The 24,229-nt window shown below is 66.2% G+C and carries 21 protein-coding genes; 16 read left to right on the forward strand and 5 right to left on the reverse strand.

Annotated elements, in window-relative coordinates; all coding sequences use genetic code 11:
- Nucleotides 1-70 precede the first annotated feature (70 nt).
- From HHL15_RS09370 to pepN, 7 genes are all read left to right on the forward strand, one after another.
- Nucleotides 71-1,228 carry a polysaccharide biosynthesis/export family protein gene (locus HHL15_RS09370; protein WP_206198693.1) on the forward strand — a complete coding sequence of 386 codons (1,158 nt, stop codon included), beginning with the start codon at nt 71-73 and terminating at the stop codon, nt 1,226-1,228.
- Between the two features lie 56 nt (nt 1,229-1,284).
- Entirely contained in the window at nt 1,285-2,433 is a 1,149-nt protein-coding gene (locus HHL15_RS09375; RefSeq protein ID WP_169145504.1) for a glycosyltransferase family 4 protein, read from the forward strand.
- Nucleotides 2,408-3,448 (forward strand): capsular polysaccharide export protein, LipB/KpsS family, encoded by a 1,041-nt coding sequence (locus HHL15_RS09380; RefSeq protein WP_169145505.1) that lies wholly within the window; start codon nt 2,408-2,410, stop codon nt 3,446-3,448. The genes HHL15_RS09375 and HHL15_RS09380 overlap by 26 nt, the downstream gene beginning before the upstream one ends.
- Before the next feature lie 107 nt (nt 3,449-3,555).
- Nucleotides 3,556-4,692, forward strand: a complete 1,137-nt coding sequence (locus HHL15_RS09385; protein ID WP_328825014.1) for a capsule biosynthesis protein — start codon at nt 3,556-3,558, stop codon at nt 4,690-4,692.
- Entirely contained in the window at nt 4,689-5,456 is a 768-nt protein-coding gene (locus tag HHL15_RS09390; protein WP_169145507.1) for an SDR family NAD(P)-dependent oxidoreductase, read from the forward strand. The genes HHL15_RS09385 and HHL15_RS09390 overlap by 4 nt, the downstream gene beginning before the upstream one ends.
- On the forward strand, nt 5,446-6,993 hold the full coding sequence (locus HHL15_RS09395) for an LTA synthase family protein (protein WP_169145508.1): 1,548 nt from the start codon (nt 5,446-5,448) through the stop codon (nt 6,991-6,993). The genes HHL15_RS09390 and HHL15_RS09395 overlap by 11 nt, the downstream gene beginning before the upstream one ends.
- A gap of 69 nt (nt 6,994-7,062) precedes the next feature.
- Complete coding sequence (gene pepN, locus HHL15_RS09400; RefSeq protein ID WP_169145509.1) at nt 7,063-9,753, forward strand: aminopeptidase N; 2,691 nt, start codon at nt 7,063-7,065, stop codon at nt 9,751-9,753.
- A 52-nt stretch (nt 9,754-9,805) separates the two neighbouring features.
- Here pepN and HHL15_RS09405 read toward each other — a convergent pair whose 3' ends face one another.
- Genes HHL15_RS09405 through HHL15_RS09425 form a run of 5 tightly spaced genes read right to left on the reverse strand, consistent with a single transcriptional unit; the run spans nt 9,806 to nt 14,648 of the window.
- Nucleotides 9,806-11,395 carry an ArnT family glycosyltransferase gene (locus tag HHL15_RS09405; RefSeq protein ID WP_169145510.1) on the reverse strand — a complete coding sequence of 530 codons (1,590 nt, stop codon included), beginning with the start codon at nt 11,393-11,395 and terminating at the stop codon, nt 9,806-9,808.
- Nucleotides 11,392-12,516, reverse strand: a complete 1,125-nt coding sequence (rffA, locus tag HHL15_RS09410; RefSeq protein WP_169145511.1) for a dTDP-4-amino-4,6-dideoxygalactose transaminase — start codon at nt 12,514-12,516, stop codon at nt 11,392-11,394. Before rffA ends, HHL15_RS09405 begins: the two co-directional genes overlap by 4 nt.
- Nucleotides 12,513-12,926, reverse strand: a complete 414-nt coding sequence (locus tag HHL15_RS09415; protein WP_169145512.1) for a GtrA family protein — start codon at nt 12,924-12,926, stop codon at nt 12,513-12,515. Before HHL15_RS09415 ends, rffA begins: the two co-directional genes overlap by 4 nt.
- Nucleotides 12,923-13,705, reverse strand: a complete 783-nt coding sequence (locus HHL15_RS09420) for a GNAT family N-acetyltransferase (RefSeq protein ID WP_169145513.1) — start codon at nt 13,703-13,705, stop codon at nt 12,923-12,925. The genes HHL15_RS09415 and HHL15_RS09420 overlap by 4 nt, the downstream gene beginning before the upstream one ends.
- On the reverse strand, nt 13,698-14,648 hold the full coding sequence (locus HHL15_RS09425) for a glycosyltransferase family 2 protein (protein WP_328825015.1): 951 nt from the start codon (nt 14,646-14,648) through the stop codon (nt 13,698-13,700). Before HHL15_RS09425 ends, HHL15_RS09420 begins: the two co-directional genes overlap by 8 nt.
- Nucleotides 14,649-14,889: 241 nt before the next feature.
- On the opposite strand from HHL15_RS09425, the gene HHL15_RS09430 reads away from it, so the two are divergent.
- The 9 genes from HHL15_RS09430 to HHL15_RS09470 all read left to right on the forward strand — a co-directional run bounded on the left by HHL15_RS09430 (nt 14,890) and on the right by HHL15_RS09470 (nt 24,124).
- Nucleotides 14,890-15,537 (forward strand): DedA family protein, encoded by a 648-nt coding sequence (locus tag HHL15_RS09430; protein WP_169145514.1) that lies wholly within the window; start codon nt 14,890-14,892, stop codon nt 15,535-15,537.
- Nucleotides 15,538-15,546: 9 nt separating this feature from the next.
- Entirely contained in the window at nt 15,547-16,191 is a 645-nt protein-coding gene (gene purN / locus HHL15_RS09435; RefSeq protein ID WP_169145515.1) for a phosphoribosylglycinamide formyltransferase, read from the forward strand.
- 7 nt (nt 16,192-16,198) lie between these two features.
- Nucleotides 16,199-17,296: a DUF3108 domain-containing protein gene (locus tag HHL15_RS09440; RefSeq protein WP_169145516.1), complete on the forward strand. Its 1,098-nt coding sequence runs from the start codon at nt 16,199-16,201 to the stop codon at nt 17,294-17,296.
- Nucleotides 17,297-17,356: 60 nt separating this feature from the next.
- Nucleotides 17,357-18,616 (forward strand): RsmB/NOP family class I SAM-dependent RNA methyltransferase, encoded by a 1,260-nt coding sequence (locus tag HHL15_RS09445; protein WP_169145517.1) that lies wholly within the window; start codon nt 17,357-17,359, stop codon nt 18,614-18,616.
- Nucleotides 18,616-19,260, forward strand: coding sequence for a phospholipase D family nuclease (locus HHL15_RS09450; RefSeq protein ID WP_206198694.1), 645 nt, complete (start codon nt 18,616-18,618; stop codon nt 19,258-19,260). Before HHL15_RS09445 ends, HHL15_RS09450 begins: the two co-directional genes overlap by 1 nt.
- The gene (locus tag HHL15_RS09455; protein ID WP_169145518.1) at nt 19,226-20,557 is read left to right on the forward strand and encodes a mechanosensitive ion channel family protein; all 1,332 of its coding nucleotides are present in this window, start codon (nt 19,226-19,228) and stop codon (nt 20,555-20,557) included. The genes HHL15_RS09450 and HHL15_RS09455 overlap by 35 nt, the downstream gene beginning before the upstream one ends.
- Before the next feature lie 105 nt (nt 20,558-20,662).
- Complete coding sequence (locus HHL15_RS09460; RefSeq protein WP_169145519.1) at nt 20,663-21,835, forward strand: DesA family fatty acid desaturase; 1,173 nt, start codon at nt 20,663-20,665, stop codon at nt 21,833-21,835.
- Nucleotides 21,836-21,919: 84 nt separating this feature from the next.
- Nucleotides 21,920-22,528 (forward strand): pseudouridine synthase, encoded by a 609-nt coding sequence (locus HHL15_RS09465; RefSeq protein ID WP_169145520.1) that lies wholly within the window; start codon nt 21,920-21,922, stop codon nt 22,526-22,528.
- Between the two features lie 1,134 nt (nt 22,529-23,662).
- Nucleotides 23,663-24,124 (forward strand): DUF192 domain-containing protein, encoded by a 462-nt coding sequence (locus HHL15_RS09470; protein ID WP_169145521.1) that lies wholly within the window; start codon nt 23,663-23,665, stop codon nt 24,122-24,124.
- The last annotated feature ends 105 nt before the right edge of the window (nt 24,125-24,229 follow it).

Consider the following 24,229-nt stretch of genomic DNA (forward strand, 5'->3'; position numbering starts at 1 on the left):
GGGGCGTGTGATTACACCGATTGCCGTGAACGTTAAATTTCACTGATTTTTATATATGAATTCATCAAGAGTGCGTGAACTGTCGGCGTGCGTGCTGTCTGGATTTCTGGCCATTGCCGGTCTTGCGTCCTGTGCTGCAATTCCTTCGTCAGGCGCGAACAAGTATGGAGTTCGCGATGTGGTGAGCACCCCCGAGTTGCCGGTCAAGATCGTTGATGTGGACGACAAGGCTGCACGCAGGCTAATTGCCGCGAACAGTCGGCAGCGGTTTTCGGATGCGTTTGTTGAACGGCGCGAGGTGGGATACGGCGTCGGTGCGGGCGATGTAATTGAGGTGTCGGTTTGGGAGGCTCCGCCCGCCGCACTTTTCGGGGCGACAGTGATTGACCCGCGTGCAGGCGCCGCTACGGCCCGCGTGGTGACCTTTCCGGATCAAATGATCTCCCACCAGGGGACTATAAGGATCCCATTTGCAGGGGCCATTCCAGCGGCAGGGAAGTCACCTCAACAGATTGAGGCGGAGATTGCCCGTAGGCTTCAGGGCAAGGCTAACCAGCCGCAAGTCTTGGTTAGGGTTACACGGAATGCAACTTCGAATGTGACCATAGTCGGCGAGGTGAGTCAGAGCACCCGCATGCCGCTGACGGCGAAAGGTGAGCGATTGCTCGATGCCATTGCGGCTGCGGGGGGAGTGAGGCAGCCGGTTGGAAAGATGACGGTTCAATTGACACGTGGCAGTTCCGTACACTCCATGGCCCTGGATACCATCATTCAGGATCCAAAGCAGAATATAGTTCTTTATCCTGGTGACGTGGTTACAGCGCTTTTTCAGCCCCTCAGTTTCACTGCTCTCGGGGCTACAGGGCGAAATGAAGAGGTGCAGTTTGAGGCGCAGGGGATTTCACTTGCCCAGGCTCTTGCCCGGTCAGGTGGCCTGAAGGATGAGCGTGCTGATGCAAAAGGTGTGTTCATCTTCCGGTTTGAAGATCCGAGTGTGCTGGGAGGCTCTACTGGCGATGAGGCTGTGACCCCCGATGGGAAAATTCCTGTCATTTACCGGGTTGATTTGAAGGATCCGCGGAGTTTCTTCGTCGCGCAAGGGTTCCCCATGCAGAACAAGGATGTGGTGTATGTGTCGAATGCGCCGGCCGCAGAGTTGCAAAAATTCCTCAATATCCTGACTTCGGTGGTCTTTACTGCGACCGGTCTTGGGAATATCGGCCGCTAAATGCCGATGTTTTTTTTCAGGCTGGATGATTCCTGGGCGCTTGGGTTCCTCAAGGCATGTTGATAGACGTGACCCGGCTGGTGGATCGCACGCTTAAGCAGCGTCTGCCTACCGGTGTTGATAGGGTAAGCCTTGAATATATTCGGCATTTTTCTCTTCAAGCGCGAGCGCTGGTACGTTTTGCTGGAAGATGGGTCGAGTTGGGGGACTTTGGCTCTGCCCTGCTTTTTGATGCATTGCTGAATGACGTTCCGGATCGGATGGGGGTTATTCGTCGCTCGGTCGGGCGAGGATATGCATTCTCATGGCGGAGACACAGGGGGGCATTCCTTTTCAACACTGGCCATAGCGGTCTTGATCAGCCTGTCTATGTGGAGGAAGTTCGAAGAAAGGACTTGAGGCCTTTGTTCTTCCTCCATGACTTGATACCGATATCACACCCCGAGTATTGCAGGCCCGGCGAGGCGGAGAGGCATCATCGACGGCTCGAGACGATGCTATCTGTGGGTAGAGGATTGCTGGTCAATTCCCAGGCTACTCTTGAGGAGCTCACGTCTTACGTTGCCGAACGTGATATTGATATGCCGCCCTGCAAGGTTGCGCCATTGGCTCCGGCAAGTCTGGGGCGGCCTGCATTGGAGTCGTATATTTCTGGTCCATATTTTGTGGTGCTTGGAACCATTGAACCAAGGAAGAACCATCTGCTCTTGCTGCATGTCTGGCGCCAGTTGGTTGAGGAGATGGGGCCGGGTGCGCCAAAGCTGGTTCTTATCGGGCAGCGGGGGTGGGAGTGCGAGCAAATAGTCGACTTGCTTGAACGATGCACCTCGTTGCAAGCCGTTGTTGTTGAGCGAAGTCGTTGTGACGACTTGGAGCTCGCCAACTGGCTGGGGCATTCGCGCGCATTGCTCTTTCCATCGTTTATCGAGGGGTATGGCATGCCGCTGGTCGAGAGCTTGAGGTTGGGGGTGCCTGTGATTGCGAGCGATTTGCCGGTGTTTCGCGAGATTGTTGGAGATATTCCCGATTATCTTGATCCGGTAGATGGACTTGGCTGGAAGCGCCACATTCTCGAGTATCTGCCGGACGATAGTGTGTCGAGACGTGCCCAGTTGCAACGCATGGCTGGTTATGCCCCGCCCGATTGGAGGCAGCATTTTTCGGTAGTTGAGAGTCTGATTGACCAAATTACTCACTCAAGTTGAGCAAGAGGTTTTTGCGCTACGGTTTTCGGCTTGGAAGCGCCCCTACGTGCAACTTTGTTTTCCAGGGAGGGTGCGCTTTGTCGATAGCGTCACCCAAGTACCTGCAGGAGCCAGGTTGGTTGTTTGGGGGGTTCGGGACTCCTTGGAAGGTCTTGCTCCCAATGTCCAGGTAGTTCATGTGGAGGACGGATTCCTGCGATCTGTGGGGCTTGGGGCAGATTTGGTTCGCCCGCTGTCCTGGGTGGTGGACGATTGCGGTATGTATTTTGATGCAACTCGTCCGTCGAGACTCGAGTCCATTCTTCAGAGCACTGAATTTGATGGAGTGGTGATTGATCGGGCTCGGGACTTGCGTACGAAGATTGTGGCTGCCCGGTTGAGCAAATACAACATCGCAGGGGGGGCATGGAGACGTCCGTCCGCGGGTGTGCGATGCGTCTTGGTTATAGGGCAGGTGGAGACAGATGCTTCGCTCTTTTTCGGGGCTGTCAGCGTACGGCGGAACATGGATCTGCTGAGAGCGGTCCGAGCTCAGTGCAAGGATGATTACATCATTTACAAGCCGCACCCGGATGTTGTTGCGGGGATGAGAAATGCAGGCATCGATGAGCATTCGGCACGGACCTGGTGCGATGAGGTTGTGGTCGATGTATCTATAAGCGAGATGCTGGATGCGGTTGATGAAGTGCATGTGATGACATCCCTGACTGGGTTTGAAGCTTTGCTAAGGGGTAAGCGCGTGCAATGTCATGGATTGCCCTTTTATGCAGGTTGGGGGCTGACTCATGATGTGGCGCGATGCCCGCGCAGAACACGTCGATTGACGATTGACGAGTTGGTTGCCGGATCTTTGCTTGTTTACCCGCTGTACTTTGATCGGAGTGGTGAGCGTTGTATATCAGCGGAGGATGCCTTGGGCGTCCTGCAGGCGTGGAAGGCCACTGCGGGGGACGTTGTGCCCTGGTGGCGCTGCTTATTCAGGATCATATTGCGCCTCGTGGTTGGTGTGCGTTGAGTGCCGGTTGAGAGCAAACAGTGACGCGTCGTTTTCTGTTCTTACAGGGAGTGTGCTCGCCCTTTTTCCATCGGCTTGCCGCGAGGTTGTGCTCCGTGGGGCATGGCGTGCTGAAGGTAAACTTCAATGCGGGTGATCTGATCTATTGGGGGGGGCAGGAGTCTGTCGCCTTTCGAGGTCAGGTGCTCGGCCTGCGCGACCACCTCGACCACCTCTATCGTCACCACGGCATCACCGATCAGATCCTCTTTGGCGACCGTCGTCCCGTGCATCGGCCGGCGGTGGATCATGGCGAGGCTTGCGGAGTGCGGACGCATGTTTTCGAGGAGGGCTATTTCCGGCCCTTCTGGGTGACGCTGGAGCGGGAGGGGGTCAATGGCCATTCGCTGCTGCCGCGGGATCCTGACTGGTTCCGTGATGCGGGGGGGCGCCTGGCGGAGCCGGATGCGCCGGTGCATTTCCGTACGCCCTTCAGCCTGCGGGCGGCCCACGATGTGGCCTACCATGCGGCAGGCGCGCTCAATCCGGTCTTTTTTCCGGGCTATCGCTCTCATGCGCCGGTCGTGGCGCCGCTGGAGTACGCGGGCTATGCCAGGCGGTTCGTGTACCTGCGCTTCATCCGTGAGCGGGAGCGGCGGCGGGTGGCGGATCTCCTGGCGGCGGGTCGGCCATATTATTTCCTGCCGCTGCAGTTGAACAGCGATGCGCAGATTCGTGACCATTCCCGCTTTGCCCACATGGGTGAGGTCATTGAGCATGTGATGGCCTCCTTTGCCCGGCATGCGCCCTCCGGTGCCCTGCTGGTGATCAAGAATCATCCGCTTGATGCGGGCCTCATGGATCTGGCTGGCCAGGTCCGGCACTTCGGGCGGCACTACCAGGTCGAGGATCGGACGGTCTATCTGGAGGATGGTGACCTGCATGCGCTGGTGGACCGGGCACAGGGGGTGGTCACCGTGAACAGCACCGTGGGCTTGGTGGCCCTGGAGGCGGGGCGGCCGACGCTGAGCCTGTCCGACCCCATCTACAACCTGCCGGGCCTGACCTTCCAGGGGGGGCTGGACGAGTTCTGGCGGGACTCGGAAGGCCCCGATCGCGAACTGTTTGCCCGCTTTCGACGGGTGGTGATGCACGCTACCCAGGTGAATGGGGGGTTTTACTGCCCGAAGGGCATCGCCCTGGCGGTGGACAACAGCGCGCGGGTGCTCACCGCCGCGCGGTCGCCCCTCGAGGCCCTGCTATGAAGGCTCCGCGCACCATCCTCATCACCGGGGCGACAGGCGGCATAGGGCAGGCTCTGGCGCTGGAGTACGCGAGCCCCGGTTACCGCCTGATCCTGCAGGGGCGTCGCAGCGGCACCCTGGCGGAGCTGGCTGCGGCCTGCGAGGCGCGGGGGGCCCGCGTGCTCACCCAGGCCCTGGACCTGCGGGATGCCCAGGCCCTGGCCCGTTGGCTGGTGCCGCTGGCCGAAGCCGAGGCCCTCGACCTGGTGATAGTGAATGCGGGTCTGAACGCCAGCATCGGCCCCGACGGCCGGGGCGAGAGTGCGGGCGAGGCGCGGGCCTTGATCGAGGTGAATCTGCTGGCGGCGATGGCGACGGTGGATGCCGTGCTGCCGGCGATGCGCCGGCGGGGCAGGGGGCAGATCGCCCTGATGAGCTCACTTGCCGCCTACTTCGGGCTGCCCGTGACCCCCACCTATTGCGCCACCAAGGCGGCGTTGAAGGCCTACGGAGAGGCGCTGCGGGGCTGGCTGGTGGCCGAGGGTGTCGAGGTGAACGTCGTCATGCCCGGCTATGTGGAGTCGCCGATGTGCGAGGCGATGCCGGGGCCGAAGCCCTTCCTGTGGTCGGCAGCGCGTGCGGCACGGGCCATCCGTCATGGGCTGGCCCGCAATCAGGCCAGGATCAGCTTTCCATTTCCATTGAATCTGGGAAGCTGGTTTCTTGCTGTGCTGCCGGCAGGGGTGTCGCAGCGGATTCTCGGTTGGCTGGGCTATGGGCGTTGAGCGTGCTTTTGACGTGGTGCTGCAGGCCGCAGGCGCGGGGGTGCTGGCTTCACTGGTGCTCGAGCGCATGTTGCGGCCGCAGCCAGACCGTGGCCGGCCGTGGCCGGCCTGGGCGGTGCACTGCGGACTGTGGCTGGCCGCCTACGGCGTGTTGCTCGCCCCCCTGGGGCGGCCGTGGTTTGCCGCTTGCGGGGTGACTGCCCTCGTGCTGCTGCTGGTGCAGGTCAATAACGCCAAGGTCAAGGCGCTGCGCGAGCCCTTTGTGTTCCAGGATTACGAGTATTTCACCGATGCCATCCGCCATCCGCGGCTTTACATTCCTTTCCTGGGGTGGGGGCGCTTCCTGGCTGCGGTGACCGGTTTTGCGCTGGCGGTGGGGGTAGGGCTGTGGGGGGAGGCGGTACCGCCTGATCGCCTGGCCTGGTCAGGGCAGTTGGGGGGGGGGACCACGGTGCTGGGGGCTGCCGTGCTCCTGCTCTGTTTGGCAGGGCGGCGGAGCTTCCTGCCGGTCAGCTTCGATCCCGAGCGGGATGTGCGGGCCCTCGGACTGTTCGCCAGCCTGTGGCGCTATGGCCTGGAGGGGCGGCGTCTGCCGCGTGCGCGTTCGCCCTTCGAGGGGGCCGCCGGGCTGGCCAGGCCAGAAGGTCTGCCCCATCTGGTTGCCGTGCAGAGCGAGTCATTCTTTGACGCCCGGGCGCTGTACCCGGGGATCCGGCCCGAAGTGCTGGCCCGTTACGATGCCCTCAAGGCAGATGCCGTGATGCATGGCAGGCTCGCTGTCCCGGCCTGGGGGGCCAACACGGTGCGCACCGAGTTTGCCTTTCTGGCGGGGATCGCTCAGGACACGCTGGGGGTGCACCGCTTCAACCCCTATCGGGCCCTGGCCGCCGGGTGGGACGTGTCGTCGATTGCCACCTTCCTGAGGCGCTTGGGCTACCGGACGGTCTGCATCCATCCCTATCCGGCCAGCTTTTATCTGAGGGACCGGGTCTATCCGGGCTTGGGTTTCGACGTTTTCGAGGATATCCGGGCCTTTGCCGGAGCTGGGCGATCCGGGCCCTACGTGGGCGACGCCGCAGTGGCGGAACGGGTCGCCAGCCTGCTCGATGCGGCGCAAGGGCCGGTCTTCATCTTTGTCATCACCATGGAGAACCACGGCCCGCTGCATCTCGAGCGGGTCGGGCCATCCGACGAGGCGGAGCTCTACAGCACGCCCCCGCCCGCAGGGTGCGAGGATCTGACCATCTACCTGCGCCATCTGCGCAACGCGGACCGGATGATCGAGCGCCTGCGCCGGGCTGCCGACGCCTCGCCGCGGGCGGTGGGCCTGTGCTGGTATGGGGACCACGTGCCCATCATGCCGGCCGTGTACAGCAGCTTCGGAGTGCCGGTGGGTGATGTGGAGTATGTGTTCTGGCATTCGTCGGAGCAGGGCGGAGGCGGGCAGCGGAGTTTGTCCGCCGAGCAGCTGTCCGTTGAGTGGCTCCGGACGATGGGGTTGGTCCGGGCAGCGGAGGATCGTACGGATAGTGGCTGAGGGGGGCTCAGGGGGAGCCGCTCGGGCTAAAATCCCGTCCTTGCAGAAGAACCCACAAGGACTCCCCCCATGCGTACCCAACAAGGCACCCCCGTCCGGCGCGAGGCCTACCAGCCTCTGGCCTACGGCGTAGAAACCGTCGACCTGGATTTCCTTCTCGATCCCAAGGCCACCCAGGTCAGCAGCCGCCTGGTCTGCGTGCGCAACCCGGATGCGCCGGCCGGCCCCATCGTGTTGTTCGGCGAGGGGCTCGAACTGCTGTCCCTGCACATCGACGGCGCCGAGCCGGCCGCCGGCCAGCTGCGCAAGACCGATTCCGGGCTGGAGCTTGATGTGTCGGCCGAGCGCGTGGTGCTGGACATCGTGACCCGCATCGATCCCTCCGCCAACCTCACCCTGTCGGGCCTCTACCAGTCCCGGGGCGGCTACTACACCCAGTGCGAGGCGGAGGGCTTCCGCAGCATCACCTACTTCCCCGACCGGCCGGACATCATGGCCCGCTACACCGTGCGGCTGGAAGCCGATGCCGCGGCGTGCCCGGTGCTGCTGTCCAACGGCAACCTGCTCGAGACGGGCAACCTGCCCAACGGCCGCCACTTCGCCCGCTGGGAGGACCCCTTCCCCAAGCCCTCCTACCTGTTCGCCCTGGTGGCGGCCGACCTCAAGGCGCTGGAGCGCAAGGTGGACACCGCCTCTGGCCGAGAGGTGTTGCTGCAGGTGTGGGTGGAGGAGCGTGATCTTGACCGGGTCGGCCACGCCATGGATTCGCTGATCCACTCCATGCGCTGGGACGAAGAGGTGTTCGGCCTGGAGCTGGATCTCGACCGCTTCATGATCGTCGCTGTGTCCGACTTCAACATGGGGGCCATGGAGAACAAGGGCCTCAACATCTTCAACACCAAGTACGTGCTGGCCAACCCCGAGACCGGCACCGATCTGGATTTCGAGAACGTCGAAAGCGTGGTGGCCCACGAATACTTCCACAACTGGACCGGCAACCGGGTCACCTGCCGCGACTGGTTCCAGCTCACCCTCAAGGAAGGCCTCACCGTCTTCCGCGACCAGCAGTTCACTGCCGACATGATGGCCCGGGCCTCCGACTCGCCGGATGCCGCCGCCTCCGCCCGAGCGGTGACCCGCATCGCCAACGTGCGCGGGCTGCGCGGTGGCCAGTTCCCCGAGGACGCGGGCCCTATGGCGCACCCGATCCGCCCGGACAGCTACCAGGAGATCAACAACTTCTACACCGCCACGGTGTATCAGAAGGGCGCCGAAGTCATCCGCATGCTGCACACCCTGCTTGGGCGCGAGGGCTTCCGCAACGGCATGGACCTGTATTTCTCCTACCATGACGGCCAGGCCGTGACCTGCGACGACTTCGTGGGCTGCATGGCCGAGGCCAATGGTGCCGACCTGGACCGTTTCATGCGCTGGTACAGCCAGGCCGGCACGCCGCGCCTCAAGGCCGAGGGGGTGTATGACCCGGCCGGCCGCAGTTACAGCCTGACCCTCAGCCAGAGCACCCCGGCGACCCCGGGCCAGGCGGACAAGCTGCCCCTGCACATCCCGGTGGCCGTGGGCCTGATCGGCGCGGACGGTGTCGACCTGCCCCTGCAGCTGGAGGGCGAGGCCCACGCCGGCGACTCCACCCGCGTGCTGGAGCTCAAGGACGCCAGCCAGACCTGGCGCTTCACGGGCATTGATGCCGAGCCGGTGCCCTCGTTGCTGCGCGGCTACTCCGCCCCGGTGATCCTCGACGTCGTCGAGGACGACGCCCGCCTGGCCTTCCGCATGGCCCACGACAGCGACCCCTTCAACCGCTGGGATGCCGCCCAGCGCTACATGGAGCGGGTGGCCCTGGCCCTCGCCGCCGAGGCAGCCGCCGGCCGTCCGATGGAAGTGCCCCAGGCCTTCGGCCACGCCTTCCGGGCGCTGCTGGTCAATGCCAGCCTGGATCCAGCCTTCGTCGCCGAAACCCTCGCGCTGCCCTCCGAGGCCTACCTGCTCGAGCGCATGCAGCCGGCCGATCCGGCCCCGCTGCGCGCCGCGCTGATCCACCTGAGCCGTGAGCTGGGCCAGGCCCTGCAGGGCGACTTCCTGGCCCGCTACATGGACCTGGAGGTGGACGGCGAATACCGCTATCACCCGGCCGATGCCGGCAAGCGCGCCCTGCGCAACCTGTGCCTGCGCTACATGATGGCCTGGGGCGGGCCGACCGCGGTGCAGCTGGCCAGCCTCCAGTTCAAGACCGCCGGCAACATGACCGAGCGCTACGGCGCCCTGGCCGCCCTGGTGCAGAGCGATGCGCCGGAACGCCTGGAGGCCCTCGAGGCCTTCCACGAGCGCTACAAGGACGACGCCCTGGTGCTGGACAAGTGGTTCCTGCTGCAGGCCTGCGCCTGGCGCTGGTCCGCGGATGCGCCGGCCACCCTTGAGCGGGTCCGCGCCCTGATGGACAACCCGGCCTTCAGCCTGTCCAACCCCAACAAGGTGTACTCGCTGCTGGGGGGCTACTTCAAGGCCAACGCCGCGGAGTTCCACCGGGAGGATGGCGCCGGCTACGCCTTCTGGGCCGAGCAGGTGGTGGCCCTCGACCGCAACAACCCGCAGGTGGCCTCGCGCATGGCCCGCGCGCTGGAAGGCTGGCGCAAGTTCACGCCGGCCATCCAGGCCCGCATCCGGGTGGTGCTGGAGCAGGTGGCGGGAGCCGAAGGCCTGTCGCCGGATGTCACCGAGATCATCGGCAAGGCGCTGGCCTGATCACGCGGGCCCGGCCTCGTCAGGAAGAGGCCGGGCCCGTGAGGGTGCTGTGTCAGCCCGGGCAGCGCACCTTGCTGGCGTCGGGGATGCGATAGACCTGCGCCGGTGCAGGCTCGACCAGTTCCGTCAGCTTGCCGGCCATCTTGCTGCCCAGGCTGCCGGGCAGCAGGCCCGCGGCACGGGCCATGGCGTGGAACAGGCCGCTCAGGCGGGTTTCGGTGACCGCCTGCAGGGGGCCGAGGGGCTGCCAGCAGGCCGGCACGGCGCTGCCCTCCGGTGACGAGGGTGTCGGATCGACGATGGCGATGATGCCCCGCCCTGGCGCCGGCTGGATCTTGGCTTCGCGCAGGTCGGCCAGCAGGAGGATCTTCACCGGATCGCCGCCGGGGCGCACCATGCTGTCGAAGTAGGCCGCCTTCTCGGCGCTGACCGGGCCGTAAACCTGGTCTTCGGCCTTGAGCTTGCGGGCCAGTTCGACGGCGCCCTTGGCGTTGGCGGTGAACACCGCCACGGTGTTTCTTTCCAGCGCGCCCAGCAGCAGGCTGGGCAGCACGATCAAGACCAGCGCCATGCCCAGGGCTGCCCCCCGCAGGCGTGAGATGAACACCGCGGCGAGCAGGGCCAGGGGGGCTGCGAACATCAGCATGTAGTTGACCTGCTTGCTGATCAGCTTGAGCGGGTGCAGGGAGACCGGCAGCAGGGAGAACAGGGCCAGCAGGCCGATCGCCCACAAGGCCACGAATCTGCCACCGCTGCCGGCCGCATCGCTGCGCTGCCGCCACAGGCACGCCAGCCCGAGCAGGGCCAGGGGGCCGAGCAGCCAGGAGTGGTAGACCTTGAGAAAGAAGTAGTCGAGGTAGTAGGTGGCGGCGGAGTCGTTGGCAACACCCGCGAAGCGGCCGGAGCTGGCTGCGTAGTCGGCCGCGGCGGAGCCGGCAATGCGCAGGACGTAGAGCGGGTCGCCGGTGAGCACGAAGAACAGCAGCAGGTTGGCGCCCACCATCAGGGCGAAGCCGCCCAGCATCCACAGCCATTTCCAGTTCCAGCAGCGGAACAGCAGGGGGTAGGCGAGGAAGACCGCGAGGTACAGGGTGGTGACCTCCTTGACCCAGAAGGACAGGCCGGCAGCCAGCCCGGCCAGCAGAAAGGTCGGTGTCGAGTCCCGCTGCTGTCCGCGCCAGAACAGCAGGAAGCTGGCGCTGAGGCACAGGGCCAGCGGCGCATCGGCCATCAGGCGGCCGGCGAAATGCACATGCAGGGGCAGCACCGCCAGAACAAGGCCGGCAATCAGCGCTGCACGGGTGCCCACCAGGTGGCGGCCGAGGGTGGCAACCAGGGCCACCTCGGTGATGGAGCACAGGAAGGGCCACAGGTTGAGGGCCGACTCACTGGGGCCGAACAGCGCTGCAAAGCCCGCCATGGGGAGCTGGAGGCCGTAGCGGATGGCGCCGATGTAGCTGGACGGGGTGAAGTCGCCAGCCGCGATGCGCAGGGCCGACTCCACGTAGGTAAGCTCATCCGACCCGAAGAAGCCGGTGTAGAAGAACAGGCGGACCGCCACGGCGAGGGCCAGCAGCGCCGCCAGGGCCAGGCCGGAAGCTGCGTGGTCCGCGCTCCGGGCATCGGCCCGGTAGCCGCTCACAGGGCCTCCAGCACGTGCTGGATGACCTGCGCCTGGTGTTCCTCCAGACCGATCCACAGGGGCAGGCGCACCAGGCGGTCGGCCATCTCGGTGGTGACCGGCAGTTCGCCATGGGCGCGGCCGTAGCGCTGGCCGGCAGGGGCGTTGTGCAGGGGGATGTAGTGGAACACCGAGTGCACGCCGGCCTGGCGCAGGCGCTCGATGAAGGCCGTGCGGTGCTCCAGGTCGGGCAGCAGTACGTAGTACATGTGCGCGTTGTGCTGGCAGTGGGTCGGCACGATGGGGCGGCGCAGCTTGCCGGATCTCTCGGCATCGGCCAGCCACTGGTGGTAGGTCGTCCAGATGGCCAGGCGCTGGCGGGTGATCTCGTCGGCCTCGTCGATCTGGGCGGCGAGGAAGGCGGCGATGATCTCGCCCGGCAGGTAGGACGAGCCGATGTCCATCCAGGTGTATTTGTCCACCTGACCGCGGAAGAACTGGGAGCGGTTGGTGCCCTTCTCGCGGATGATCTCGGCCCGCTCGGCGAACTGCAGCCCGTTGGCCAGCAGCGCGCCGCCCTCACCGGAGATGATGTTCTTGGTCTCGTGGAAGGACAGGGCGCCCATGTGGCCGATGGAGCCGAGGGGGCGCCCCTTGTAGCTGGCCATCACCGCCTGGGCGGCGTCTTCCACCACCAGCAGGTTGTGCCGGTTGGCGATGGCCATGATGGTGTCCATCTCGCAGCCGACGCCCGCGTAATGCACCGGGACGATGGCCTTGGTGCGCGGCGTGATGGCGGCTTCGATCTGTGTCTCGTCGATGTTGAGGGTGTCGGGCCGGATGTCCACGAACACCGGCACCGCACCCCGCAGGGCGAAGGCATTGGCCGTGGATACGAAGGTGTACGAGGGCATGATGACCTCGTCGCCGGGCTGGATGTCGGCCAGGATGGCGGACATCTCGAGGGCGGCCGTGCACGAGTGGGTGAGCAGGGCCTTGCTCGTCCCGGTGCGCGCCTCGAGCCAGCGCGAGCAGCGCTTGGTGAAGCTGCCATCGCCGGCGAGGTGGCCGTTGGCGTGGGCCTGGGCGATGTTCCAGAGTTCCTTGCCCGTCATGTAGGGCTTGTTGAAAGGGATGTTCATGAGCGCGTCGGATGGGCGGTTGGCGTGGAGGAGTCGGTCCGGAAGACCCAGAGCTTCTGCAGCAGGAAGAGGAGGGCGGCGATCACCAGGATCATCACGCCCTGCACGACCTGGTGGGGCAGGCCGAGGCGGTCCACCAGCAGGTGGAGGGCGGCCAGGTTGACCGCGTAGCCGATGGCATAGCTGGCGCAGTAGCGCACGAAGGTGGCCCGGTGGGCGCCCTCGTGGCGAAAGGACCAGCGCTTGTTGAAGAAGAAGGTCTGGGCCACCCCCACGGCGTAGAGCAGGCTCATGGCGAGCTTGGCGCCGACGCCGACGCTGGTGAGCGCCAGGTAGGCCAGGTAGAGGACGCCGTTGGAGGCGAGCCCGACCAGCCCGTAGCGCAGGAGCTGTCCAAGCGTGCCCTTCACGCGCCGGCCACCCAGTGGAAGGTCATCTGCGGCGGCGGGAAGCGGAAGCCCAGCCTTGCGTAGAGGTTGAGCACCCGGTGGTTGCGCGCCACGATGCTGGTGCGGATCTGCCCGGCGCCGTTGCGGCGGGCGTGTTCGATCATCGCCTCCCAGGTCCGCCGCCCGTAGCCCTGGCCCTGCAGCCGGGGGGCGATGGCGGTGAGGTGCCAGTAGCACACCCCGCCGGGAAGGTCTTCGGTGATGAAGAAGGCCACCTGGGCGTCGCCGTCGCGGATCGCGAAGAGCTGCTGCGAGGGGTGGGCCAGGGTGTTCTTCACCCAGTTCTGGTAGCGCAGGTCGCCCAGGGCGGAAGGCAGCCGCGGGTCCATGTGGAAGCGCTCGTTGCCGAAGGCGGCACCGGCGGTGTCCAGCATGTCGGGCAGGTCGGCCGCGGTGGCCCGGCTCACCGTCAGGCCCGTATCGGCGCCCGCCGGGCCGGCCAGGTCGAGGCTGGGCTGGTAGAGCATCTCGATGAAGCGGAAGCCCAGGTCTTCGAGCAGCATCGACTCGGCCAGCCGGTCGTGGGGCAGGCGGCAGCTGACCAGCCGGGTGCCGAGCCGGTCGCGTTCCTCCACGAAGGATCGGGCCGCCTCCGCGGCGCCGGCGCCGCGGACGGCCAGGGTGTTGATCTGCAGGACCGGCGCGCCAAACAGCACGCTGTCCCAGGGGGCCTCGGACCACGCCAGTTCAAGTGCGGGGGTGTCGATGTGGCCGGCGGCGGGGGAGGGGGTGTCAGGCATGGATGTCGCCCTCCCGGGGCAGGCGGGTGTCGTGCTGGGTGGTGTAGGGCGGGCGTTCCATCGAGCGGAAGTGCATGCGCGCGAGGTATTCCCCGAAGACGCCGAGGGCGAACAGCTGCACCCCCGAGAAGATGGTGATGATCGAGGCCAGGAAGGTGAAGCCGGGCACCGCGCTGCCGGAGATCAGGTAGCGCACCAGCACGTAGGCGAGGATCAGCAGGCCGAAGACCCCGAAGGTGATGCCCAGCACGCTGGCGATCTGCAGGGGCAGCACCGAGAAGCCGGTCATCATGTTGATGGCGTGGTTGATCAGCTTCCTCAGGGTGTAGCCGGAGTCGCCGACCGTGCGGTCGTCCTGGCGCACCGCGACGGAAGCAAAGCGGGTACTGCCCCAGGTCAACAGCACGTCGAGGTTCACCGACGGGCTGCGGTAGTCGGCAAAAGCCTCGCGCAGGCGGGCCCGGAAGGCCCGGAAGGCGCTCACCTTGCTGGCCGATTCGACACCCATGGCACCCTGCAGGGCGAGTTTGGTGACGCGCGAGGCCATGTCCCGGAAGAAACCGTGGGTCTCCTTGGCCGGCGAGCCGTACACCACGTCGTGGCCTTCGGCCAGCCGGGCGAGCAGCTTGGGGATCTCCTCGGGGGGGTTCTGCAGGTCATCGTCGATGGTGACGATCACTTCGTGGCGGGCTGCCCGGATGCCGCACAGCAGCGCGTTGTGCTGGCCGTAGTTGCGCGCCAGCTTGATGCCGCGGACCTGCGGGTCGCGCCGCGCCAGGTCCTGGATCACCTCCCAGGTGTCGTCACCGCCGCAGTCCTCCACCAGGACGATCTCCAGCGGGCCGCCCAGGGGCTCGAGTGCGGCGATCAGGCGGGCGTGGAGTTCGGGCAGGGTGGCCCGGGAGCGGTAGCAGGGGATGACGACTGACAGACTGGGGGGCACGGAATACCTTTCGGGATCGTTGCGGGCAGGCTCCTGCGCATGCCCGCGCCTCTGCGGCCACGCGCCGCGGAGCCTGCAGTTTGCATAACCGGCATTAGTAACATGGAGCCCCGCGCAGGGGCAACGCGCATATGTCACGCTGCCGGGCATCCTTCCGCGCAGGAAGGTGTCGGTATGTTGCAGCGCACGGTCCGGGCTCGTCTCCGGTATCATGTCGCACCCACATTTCTGCAGTGCGGCAATGGAACTCATCACCGCTTTCATCGACATCATCCTGCACCTCGACGTGCACCTGGCGGCCCTGACCGCCGAGTATGGCACCTGGATCTACGCCATCCTCTTCCTGATCATCTTCTGCGAGACAGGGCTGGTGGTGTTCCCCTTCCTGCCCGGTGACTCCCTGCTCTTCGTGGCCGGCGCCCTCGCCGCCACCGGCGGCATGGACATCGGCGTACTGTGCGCCGTGCTGCTGGCCGCCGCGGTGCTGGGCGACAACACAAACTACTGGATCGGCCACACCATCGGGCCCAAGGTCTTCCGCTGGGAAAACTCCCGGCTCTTCAACCGCTCGGCCTTCGACAAGACCCACGCCTACTTCGAGACCCACGGCGGCAAGACCATCATCATTGCCCGCTTCTTGCCGCTGCTGCGCACCTTCGCGCCCTTCGTGGCCGGTGTGGCGCGCATGACCTACGCCCGCTTCGTGGCCCTCGACTTCCTCGGCGGCTGCATCTGGATCTTCTCCCTGACCTGGCTCGGCTACTACTTCGGCAACATCCCGGCGGTCAAGAAGAACCTCTCCATCGTCATCCTCGGCATCATTGCCATTTCCCTGCTGCCCATCATCATCGGCTGGCTGAAGAGTCGGCGTGCCCCGGCGGCGGGCTGATCGCGCACCATGAAAAACATCGTCATCCTCATCTCCGGCCGTGGCAGCAACATGGAAGCCATCGTCCGGGCGCAGATCCCCGGCGCGCGCATCGCCGCGGTGATCTCCAACCGGCCCGACGCCGGCGGCCTGGCCTTTGCGGCCAGCCATGGCATCCCCACCCGGGTGGTGGACCACAAGGCCTACCCGAGCCGTGAAGCCTTCGATGCGGCCCTGGCCGACAGCATCGACGCGCTGGCTCCCGATCTGGTGGTGCTGGCCGGCTTCATGCGCGTGCTCACCGACGGCTTCGTCAACCGCTACAACGGCCGCCTGCTCAACATCCACCCCAGCCTGCTGCCGTCCTTTCCCGGGCTGCACACCCACCAGCGCGCGCTGGAGGCCGGCGTGAGGGTGCATGGCACCACCGTGCACTTCGTGACGCCGACCCTGGACTGCGGCCCCATCGTGATCCAGGCCGTGGTGCCGGTGCTGCCCGGTGACGACGAGGACGCCCTGGCCGCCCGCGTGCTGGTCCAGGAGCACCGCATCTATCCCCAGGCGGTGAGCTGGTTCGTTGCCGACCGCCTGTCCATCGACGCCGCAGGCCGGGTGGACGTCAGGGCCGAGAGCGCCGGCCCGACCGGCTGGACGGTGCCGCCCGTCGAAGCCTGACGTTCCGATGGCCGTCGGTGCCCGCTACAACCGGACTCTTGCCTTCGCCATCGGCCTCTCCGCCGTGGTGCATGTGCTCGTCCTGTTCGGCCCCGCCTGGCAGGTGCCGACCGAGCAGGCCACCGTGCTGCCGCCGCTCGACGCCCGCCTGACGCCCCTGCCCAGGCCGACCCTCACCAACCCGGACGACAAGCGCCCGCTGCTCGGCGATGCGCCACCGCCACGCCCGCGTCCGCGGCCTCGCAAGCCGGCACCGCCGGCCGAGGCCGTCGCCAGCGCCGCGCCCTCGGCCACGCTGGCCCCCGAGCCCGACTCGGGCGGCGATGGCAAGGCGCCCGATGCGCCGCCGCAGGATGCCGGCGCTGAGCAGGCTGCGGCAAGCAGTGAAGGGCAGGGCGGCCGCGAAGGCACACCGGACAGCAAGCCCCCCGGCCCCGGACCGGCAGACCTGTGGGCTGCCTCCGGCAAGATCCAGTACAACGTGATCCGCGGCGAACAGAACTTCGTCATCGGCCGCACCACCCATGCGTGGAGCCACGACCGGGAGCACTACTCGATGGAGACCGTCATCGAAACCTCCGGGCTGATCGGCCTGCTCAAGCCCTTCCGCATGGTCCAGCGCAGCGAGGGGCGGATCGGCCCGCGTGGCCTGCAGCCCGAGAAGTTCACCGTCGAGCGGGACGGCAAGCTCAAGGAGCGCGCCGATTTCGACTGGTCCACCGCGCAGGTCGTGCTGGTGGCCGGCGAGCGCCGCCGGGAGTTCTCGCTGGCCGAGGGCGACCAGGATGTGCTGTCGCTGATGCATCACCTGTCCCTGCAGCCGGAAGGGCCGATGCGTGTCGAGCTGCTGGTGGTGACCGGCAAGAGCGCGGTGCGTTCGGTCATCGAGAACCTCGGCATCGAGGAGATCGAGGTGCCCGCCGGCCGCGTTTCCGCCTACCATCTCGGCAGTTCGGGGCATCGCGGCGAGCTCAAGATCGACATCTGGCTCGCCCGGGATTACGCCAACCTGCCGGTCCGCCTCAAGATCACCGACAAGAGCGGCGACGTGCTCGACCAGGTCGCCACCGGTGTGGACCTCGGCCAGCGCGCCGCGCCCAGATAAAATTCATCGCTTCATGCCGGCCGCCCAGGCGGCCGGCGGTTTTTTCAGTATCGGAATTCCATGACCATCACACCCGCCCAGATCCAGTCCGCCAGCCAGGCCCTCCGCTCCGTGCTGCGCTTCGATTACCCCGCCGACTCGGTGCTGTCCCGCTACTTCCGGGACATGCGCGAGATCGGCGCGCGGGACCGGGCCTTTGTTGCCGAAGCCGTATATGGCGTGCTGCGCCGCAAGCGCACCCTCGAGCGCCTGTGCGGGCCCGAGGCCTCCACCCGGCAGCTGATCCTGGCCTGGCTGGCGCGCATCGAAGGCACCACCCTGCGCCAGCTCGGCGAAGGCCTGCACGGGCGTGACACCGACTACTTCACCGAGATCAAGGGGCGTGAAGCCGGCGAGATGAGCCTGGCCGAAACCGCCGATCTGCCCGACTGGCTGGCCGAGCGCCTGCTCGCCACGATGACGCCCGAAGAGGTCATCGCCCTGGCCCAGAGCCTCAACCGGCCGGCGCCGCTGGACCTGCGCGTGAACACCCTCAAGCTCGATCGCGACGCCCTGGTGGCGCGCCTGCAGGCCGACGGCATCGCCTGTGCCCCGGGCCGTTTCTCGCCCGCCGCGGTGCGCCTCGAAGGCAAGCCGGCGCTGCAGAAGCACCCGCTCTTCCTGGACGGCAGCTTCGAAGTGCAGGATGAAGGCAGCCAGCTCCTCGGCTACCTGTTGCAACCCAAGCGCGGCGAGATGGTGGCCGACTTCTGCGCCGGCGCCGGCGGCAAGACCCTGCTGCTGGGTGCGCTGATGCGCAACAGCGGGCGCCTGTATGCCTTCGACGTGTCGGACAAGCGCCTGTCCAAGCTCAAGCCGCGGATGGCCCGCTCCGGCCTGTCCAACGTGCATCCGGTGGTGATCGCCAGCGAGAACGACCCGCGCGTCAAGCGCCTCGCCGGCAAGCTCGACCGGGTGCTGGTGGATGCGCCCTGCAGCGGCCTAGGTACCCTGCGCCGCAACCCCGACCTGAAGTGGCGCCAGAGCCCCGAGGCCCTGGCCGAGCTCACCGTCAAGCAGGCCGCCATCCTGGCCAGCGCCGCGCGCCTGGTGAAGCCGGGCGGCCGCCTGGTGTACGCCACCTGCAGCCTGCTGCCCGAGGAGAACGAAGCCATCGTCGCCGCCTTCCTGGCCGCCAACGAGGGCTTCGCCCCGCTCAACGCCCAGGAGGTGCTCGCCAAGCAGGGCATCACCATCGAATGTGGCGAGCAGCTCCACCTCACCCCGCGCAGCCACGACACCGACGGCTTCTTCGCCGCAGTCCTCGAGCGCAAGGCCTGATGACCGGCTGGCGCGGGACCGGCTGGCGCGGGCTGCTGGCCGGCCTGGCGCTGGGGATGGCCGTACCGGCCGCGGCGCTGGCGCCGGAGCCCTCGCACCAGGTGGCGGCGCGCGGCACCATCGAGGTGGTCTTCTCGCCGTGGGCCGATGGCGAGGCCGCCTTGCTCAAGGCCATCGACGACGCGCGGGAACTCATCCTCGTGCAGGCCTATCTGTTCACCAGCAAACCCCTGGCCCGCGGGCTCGCGGCGGCCCATCGCCGCGGTGTGCGGGTTGAGGTGATCGTCGATGCGGACAGCAATCGCCAGGCAGCGCCCGGCGTGGTGCCCGAACTGCTGGCGGCCGGCATCCCGGTGTATGCCGACAACCGGCACAAGATCGCCCACAACAAAGTCATGATCTTCGACCCGGCCTCGTCCCGCGCAGCGGTGGCCACCGGGTCTTACAACTTCACCCGCTCGGCCCGGGTGAGCAATGCGGAGAACCTGCTGATCCTGCGTGGCAACCCGCCGCTGGCGCGGGCCTACCAGGCCAACTGGCGGCGTCACCGGGCAGACGCCCGGCGCATCGCCAGGCTTGCCGATCTCCCCGGACAGAAGAGGAAAGAGGATGGAAGAAAACCAGATCGCGCACCTGCTCATTGATTTGTGGGACGACATGCAGAAGCCCGACATCCTGTGGCAGGTCGGGGTGCTGGCCCTGTGCCTGCTGCTTGCCGGGCTGATCGCGCGGCAGATCCGGACGATCCTGCGGCGCCGCCGGGAGGCCAATCCGGAGTTGTTGCGTGGCGCTGGCGAGGAGGGCCTGCGCCGGGTCATCTTTCCGCTGTCGGCGCTCGCTCTGGTAGTGGTGGCCCGCGCCGCGCTGAACCAGTGGCACCACGTCAATCTGCTCAAGCTGGCGGTGCCGTTGCTGATGGCCATGGCGGCCATCCGCCTCACCGTGCATGCGCTCAAGCGGGCCTTCCCCAAGGCCGGCTGGCTGGCTTCCTTCGAGCGCTTCTTCGCCTTCGGCGCGTGGGCCGTGGTGGCCCTGCACATCGTTGGCGTGCTCCCCGCCGTGATCGACGGCCTGGAGCAGATCAGCTTCTCGGTGGGCAAGGCCAACCTCAACCTGTGGATGCTGCTGCAGGGCGTGCTGACCGTGATGCTCACCGTGCTGGTGGCCCTGTGGATCTCCGGCGTGCTGGAAGCCCGCCTGATGAACACCGAGGGCCTCGACGCCAACCTCAAGCTGGTCTTCGCGCGCCTCTCCAAAGCACTCCTGCTGGTGCTGGCGGTGTCGATCGGCCTGCCCCTGGTGGGCATCGACCTGACCGCCCTGTCGGTGTTCGGCGGGGCGCTGGGGGTCGGCCTTGGTCTGGGCATGCAGAAGATCGCCGCCAATTACGTGTCCGGTTTCATCCTGCTGCTCGACCGCTCGATCCGCATGGGCAACCTGATCTCGGTGGGCAACGAGCGTGGCATCGTCAGCCAGATCACCACCCGCTACACGGTGCTCAAGGGCATGAGCGGGATCGAATCCATCGTCCCCAACGAAACCCTGGTGGGGGCGGTGGTGCAGAACGAGACCTTCACCGACCCCAAGGTACGCATCGCCCTGCCGATCCAGGTGAGCTACGCCACCGATCTCGACAAGGCCATGAGCATCCTCGTCGAAGCCGCCCGCAAGCAGCCCCGCGTGATGGAGGACCCGGGCCCCGGCGCCTTCGTCGAGGCCTTTGCCGACAGCGGCATCAACCTGCAACTCGGCTTCTGGATCCGCGACCCGACCGAAGGCACCCTCGGCATCCGCTCGGCGATCAACCTCGACATCTGGCGGCGTTTCAAGGAGGAGGGCATCGAGATCCCCTTCCCGCAACGTGAAGTGCGCATCCTCAACCCCGCTGCCGGGTTGCCGTTAGAAGGAACGGCGGGCGCTGTCGCCCTGTCACAACAGTAAACCGGACTAAAGTCGCAGGAGCGGCGCTTTCGTCCGGCTTTCCTTGGTTTGGGTCAAGGCCTCGACTAGAATCCGCTCACCCATTCCTCAAGGACTCACGGCCTGATGTTCTCCGGTTCAATCGATCTGCCCTGGTGGGGCTATGTTGTCGTCACCCTGGCGATGACCCACGTCACCATCGCCGCCGTCACCATCTTCCTGCACCGCCACCAGGCGCACCGCTCCCTCGACCTGCACGCCCTGCCGGCGCTGTTCTTCCGCACCTGGCTGTGGCTCACCACCGGCATGGTCACCAAGGAGTGGGCGGCCATCCACCGCAAGCACCACGCCAAGTGCGAGACGCCCGACGATCCCCACAGCCCCCAGGTGTTTGGCATCAACAAGGTGTTGTGGACCGGCGTCTTCCTTTACGTCAAGGAAGCCCGTAACCGCGAAACCATCCAGCGCTACGGCCACGGCACGCCGGACGACTGGTTCGAGCGCAGCATCTTCTCCCGCTTCCCCAAGAGCGGCATCGTCATCATGCTGGCCGCCGACCTGGCCATGTTCGGCATCTGGCCGGGCGTGCTGATCTGGGGCGTGCAGATGATCTGGATCCCCTTCTGGGCGGCCGGTGTCATCAACGGCCTGGGGCATTTCTGGGGCTACCGCAACTACAACTGCGCCGACGCCTCCACCAATCTGGTGCCCTGGGGCATCCTGATCGGCGGCGAGGAGCTCCACAACAACCACCACTCCTTTGCCACCTCGGCCAAGCTGTCGGCCCGCTGGTACGAGTTCGACATCGGCTGGATGTACATCCGCCTGCTCGAGATGGCCGGCCTCGCCAAGGTCAAGAAGACCATCCCGACCCCCAAGTTCGGCATCGCCAAGGCCCGCGCCGACTTCGACACGCTGCAGGCCATCATCACCTGCCGCTACGATGTGATGACCCGCTACGTGCAGTCCCTCAAGGCCATCGCCAAGGACGAGTTCGAGGCCCTCAAGGCCCAGTCCGGCGGCAAGCTCAAGGCTGGTGAGCTGCGCCGCTGGCTGGCGGCCGACGAGAGCCAGCTGTGCGCCGAGGAAAAGACCCGCCTGGCCAGCCTGCTCAAGGAAAACACCCGCCTGCAGACCGTGGTGGCGATGCGTGACGAACTCACCGCCCTGTGGGCCCGCTCCACCGCCAGCCACGAGCAGCTGCTGCAGCAGCTCCAGGACTGGATCGCCCGCGCCGAGCAGAGCGGCATCCGCCAGCTCGAGGAGTTCTCCCTGCGCCTGCGCCGCTACGCGGTCTGAACCACCGCGCAGCGCCTCCGCATCACCCGAACCCGCCGGCAACGGCGGGTTCGTCGTTTCTGACCTGCCCTCAAGGCCGCCCCGATGAGCAAGCTGATCCTCTTCAACAAACCCTACGGCGTGCTGTGCCAGTTCACCGGCGAGGCCGGTCGCGAAACCCTGGCCAATCACATCTCCCTGCCCGGGGTATACGCCGCCGGCCGCCTCGACACCGACAGCGAGGGCCTGCTGGTGCTCACCGACGACGGCGCCCTGCAGGCGCGCATCGCCGATCCTCGCCACAAGCTGGCCAAGACCTACCTGGTGCAGGTGGAGGGCATCCCCGACGAAGCCGCCCTGGCCCGCCTGCGCGCCGGTGTGGATCTCGGCGACTTCACCACCCGTCCCTGCCAGGCCCGTCTCGCTGAAGAACCCGCCTGGCTGTGGCCGCGCAACCCGCCGATCCGTGAACGCAAGGCGATTCCCACCAGTTGGCTGGAGATCGTGCTCAAGGAGGGCAAGAACCGTCAGGTGCGGCGCATGACTGCGAAGGTCGGCTTCCCGACCTTGCGTCTGCTGCGGGTGCGTATCGGTGAGTGGACGCTTGAGGGGCTGGCGCCGGGGGAATGGCGGGAGGTGGCGGTGCCTGCTTTGCCGGGACTGGCCCCGGAGCGGCCTTCTGCTGTGCCGCGGAAGAGGTTGCCGCGCCGTTGATGTCGCGTGGGGCGATCGGTTGCGTCTGTCTGTCGGTGCCTTTGCTGGTTGGTTTTCCGTTGTTTTACGTTGAATTGGCCGGGATTTCGCCCCGGCGGGCGACTCACTTCTTTGCTTCGCCAAAGAAGTGAGCAAGAAAGGCGACCCGCCTCCCCGGTCATTCGCTGCGCGAATGACTGCCCTGCGCTGCTCACGCCAGGCGGCCGGCGCGGAACTCGCCCTGCGGGCTCAGACAACCGCGCCGGACTTCCCCGCCTGCCGCTGCGCTGCTCGGCGGGTCGGAACGGGCTTTCAGCAAGCACCGAGCCTCTGCGGAAGAGCCGGTGGCTGCGAGACGTTGGGGTTTGCTTTTGCGTTGATCATCGAGCCCTGCTTCAGCAAACGCGCGGTGTTTGCGAAAAGCCCGTTCTGACCCGCCGAGCAGCGGAGTATCGGGCGGGGCCTTCCGGCGCGGCTGTCTGAGGAGGCGCAGCCGACGAGTTCCGCGCCGGCCGCCCGATGCGAGCAGCGCAGGGGAGTCGTTCGCAACGCGAACGACCGGGGAAGCCGGGTCGCCTTTCTTTCCCCCTTTCTTTGGCGACGCAAAGAAAGGGGTCGCCTGCCGGGGCGAAATCCCGGCCAACTCAACGCAAAACAACGGAAAGCCGACCCGCAGCCCAAAACCCGCCTTAAACACAAAAATTCCGACAGGCCCATCACGCGCCGGCTTTACTCAGTTACGCCACCGCTTAACTGACATCCGCCTGCCGTTAACAGACATACGCGCTCCGTTAACAGACATCCGCCACCCGTTAACTCACATCCGGCTTCCGTTAACTGACTTCCTGGACCCGTTAACTCAATTACGCATCCCGTTAACTGAGTTAACGAGTCCAGGATGTGACATCCAGCCCCGCGTGATTGACATCCGGCACCCCGGAATTGACATCCGGGCCCCCGGAATTGAGATACGCGCTGCCGGAACTCAATTCCGCGGCTGCTGGAGCGGCTTCAGCCGCCCACGAGTCGTCATGCGGGGCCGGCAGGCTGAAGCCCGCCCCCGCGGACGTCCTTGGCCCGGCAGCATGCCGCAGGGAAGCCGCAAGGTATTTCGTGCTAAGTTCGTGGCGTCCATCCTTCACCCGAGTCTGCATCATGTTTCTGCCCCGCCCGCTGCTGTCCGTCCTTGCTGCTGCTTGCCTGCTTGCCCCGATCTCCCGTGCCGACGCCCAGGCGGCCATGCCGGTGACTGAGTTGGGGGCGGGGATGTTCCGGATCGAGGCGGAGGTGGCGGCGACCCCGGACAACCGGATGGTGGGCTTGATGCAGCGCCGCAGCATGGCGGCCAATCACGGCATGCTCTTTGTGTTCACCGAGGCGCAGCGCCATTGCATGTGGATGAAGAACACCCTGCTGCCGCTGTCGGTGGCTTTCATGGACGAGGAGGGGCGCATCCTCAACATTGAGGACATGCAGCCCCAGACGGAGACCAACCACTGCGCGGCCAAGCCGGCCCGCTTTGCCCTGGAGATGAACCTGGGCTGGTTCAAGCAGAAGGGCTTCGGGCCGGGTACGCGTATCGTCGGCGCAGACAGGCTCGCCGGCAGCGCGCGCTGAATCCTGCGGCGGCGGGTGAGTCACCCCACGGCGGGGTTTCGCCACCACAGGCCCGTGAGGGGCGTTCAGGAAAGCCCGGGGCGGCCCGCCGCCTTCCTTGGGGGC

The sequence above is a fragment of the Zoogloea dura genome, from assembly GCF_012927165.1.
Lineage (GTDB): Bacteria > Pseudomonadota > Gammaproteobacteria > Burkholderiales > Rhodocyclaceae > Zoogloea > Zoogloea dura.

Bases quoted from the DNA above. Each gene is read 5' to 3' on its own strand.
- HHL15_RS09375 (WP_169145504.1), top strand. From the start codon at position 1,285: ATGTTGATAGACGTGACCCGGCTGGTGGATCGCACGCTTAAGCAGCGT.
- HHL15_RS09390 (WP_169145507.1), top strand. From the start codon at position 4,689: ATGAAGGCTCCGCGCACCATCCTCATCACCGGGGCGACAGGCGGCATA.
- HHL15_RS09395 (WP_169145508.1), top strand. From the start codon at position 5,446: ATGGGCGTTGAGCGTGCTTTTGACGTGGTGCTGCAGGCCGCAGGCGCG.
- pepN (WP_169145509.1), top strand. From the start codon at position 7,063: ATGCGTACCCAACAAGGCACCCCCGTCCGGCGCGAGGCCTACCAGCCT.
- rffA (WP_169145511.1), bottom strand. From the start codon at position 12,516: ATGAACATCCCTTTCAACAAGCCCTACATGACGGGCAAGGAACTCTGG.
- HHL15_RS09420 (WP_169145513.1), bottom strand. From the start codon at position 13,705: ATGCCTGACACCCCCTCCCCCGCCGCCGGCCACATCGACACCCCCGCA.
- HHL15_RS09430 (WP_169145514.1), top strand. From the start codon at position 14,890: ATGGAACTCATCACCGCTTTCATCGACATCATCCTGCACCTCGACGTG.
- purN (WP_169145515.1), top strand. From the start codon at position 15,547: ATGAAAAACATCGTCATCCTCATCTCCGGCCGTGGCAGCAACATGGAA.
- HHL15_RS09440 (WP_169145516.1), top strand. From the start codon at position 16,199: ATGGCCGTCGGTGCCCGCTACAACCGGACTCTTGCCTTCGCCATCGGC.
- HHL15_RS09445 (WP_169145517.1), top strand. From the start codon at position 17,357: ATGACCATCACACCCGCCCAGATCCAGTCCGCCAGCCAGGCCCTCCGC.
- HHL15_RS09450 (WP_206198694.1), top strand. From the start codon at position 18,616: ATGACCGGCTGGCGCGGGACCGGCTGGCGCGGGCTGCTGGCCGGCCTG.
- HHL15_RS09455 (WP_169145518.1), top strand. From the start codon at position 19,226: ATGGAAGAAAACCAGATCGCGCACCTGCTCATTGATTTGTGGGACGAC.
- HHL15_RS09460 (WP_169145519.1), top strand. From the start codon at position 20,663: ATGTTCTCCGGTTCAATCGATCTGCCCTGGTGGGGCTATGTTGTCGTC.
- HHL15_RS09465 (WP_169145520.1), top strand. From the start codon at position 21,920: ATGAGCAAGCTGATCCTCTTCAACAAACCCTACGGCGTGCTGTGCCAG.
- HHL15_RS09470 (WP_169145521.1), top strand. From the start codon at position 23,663: ATGTTTCTGCCCCGCCCGCTGCTGTCCGTCCTTGCTGCTGCTTGCCTG.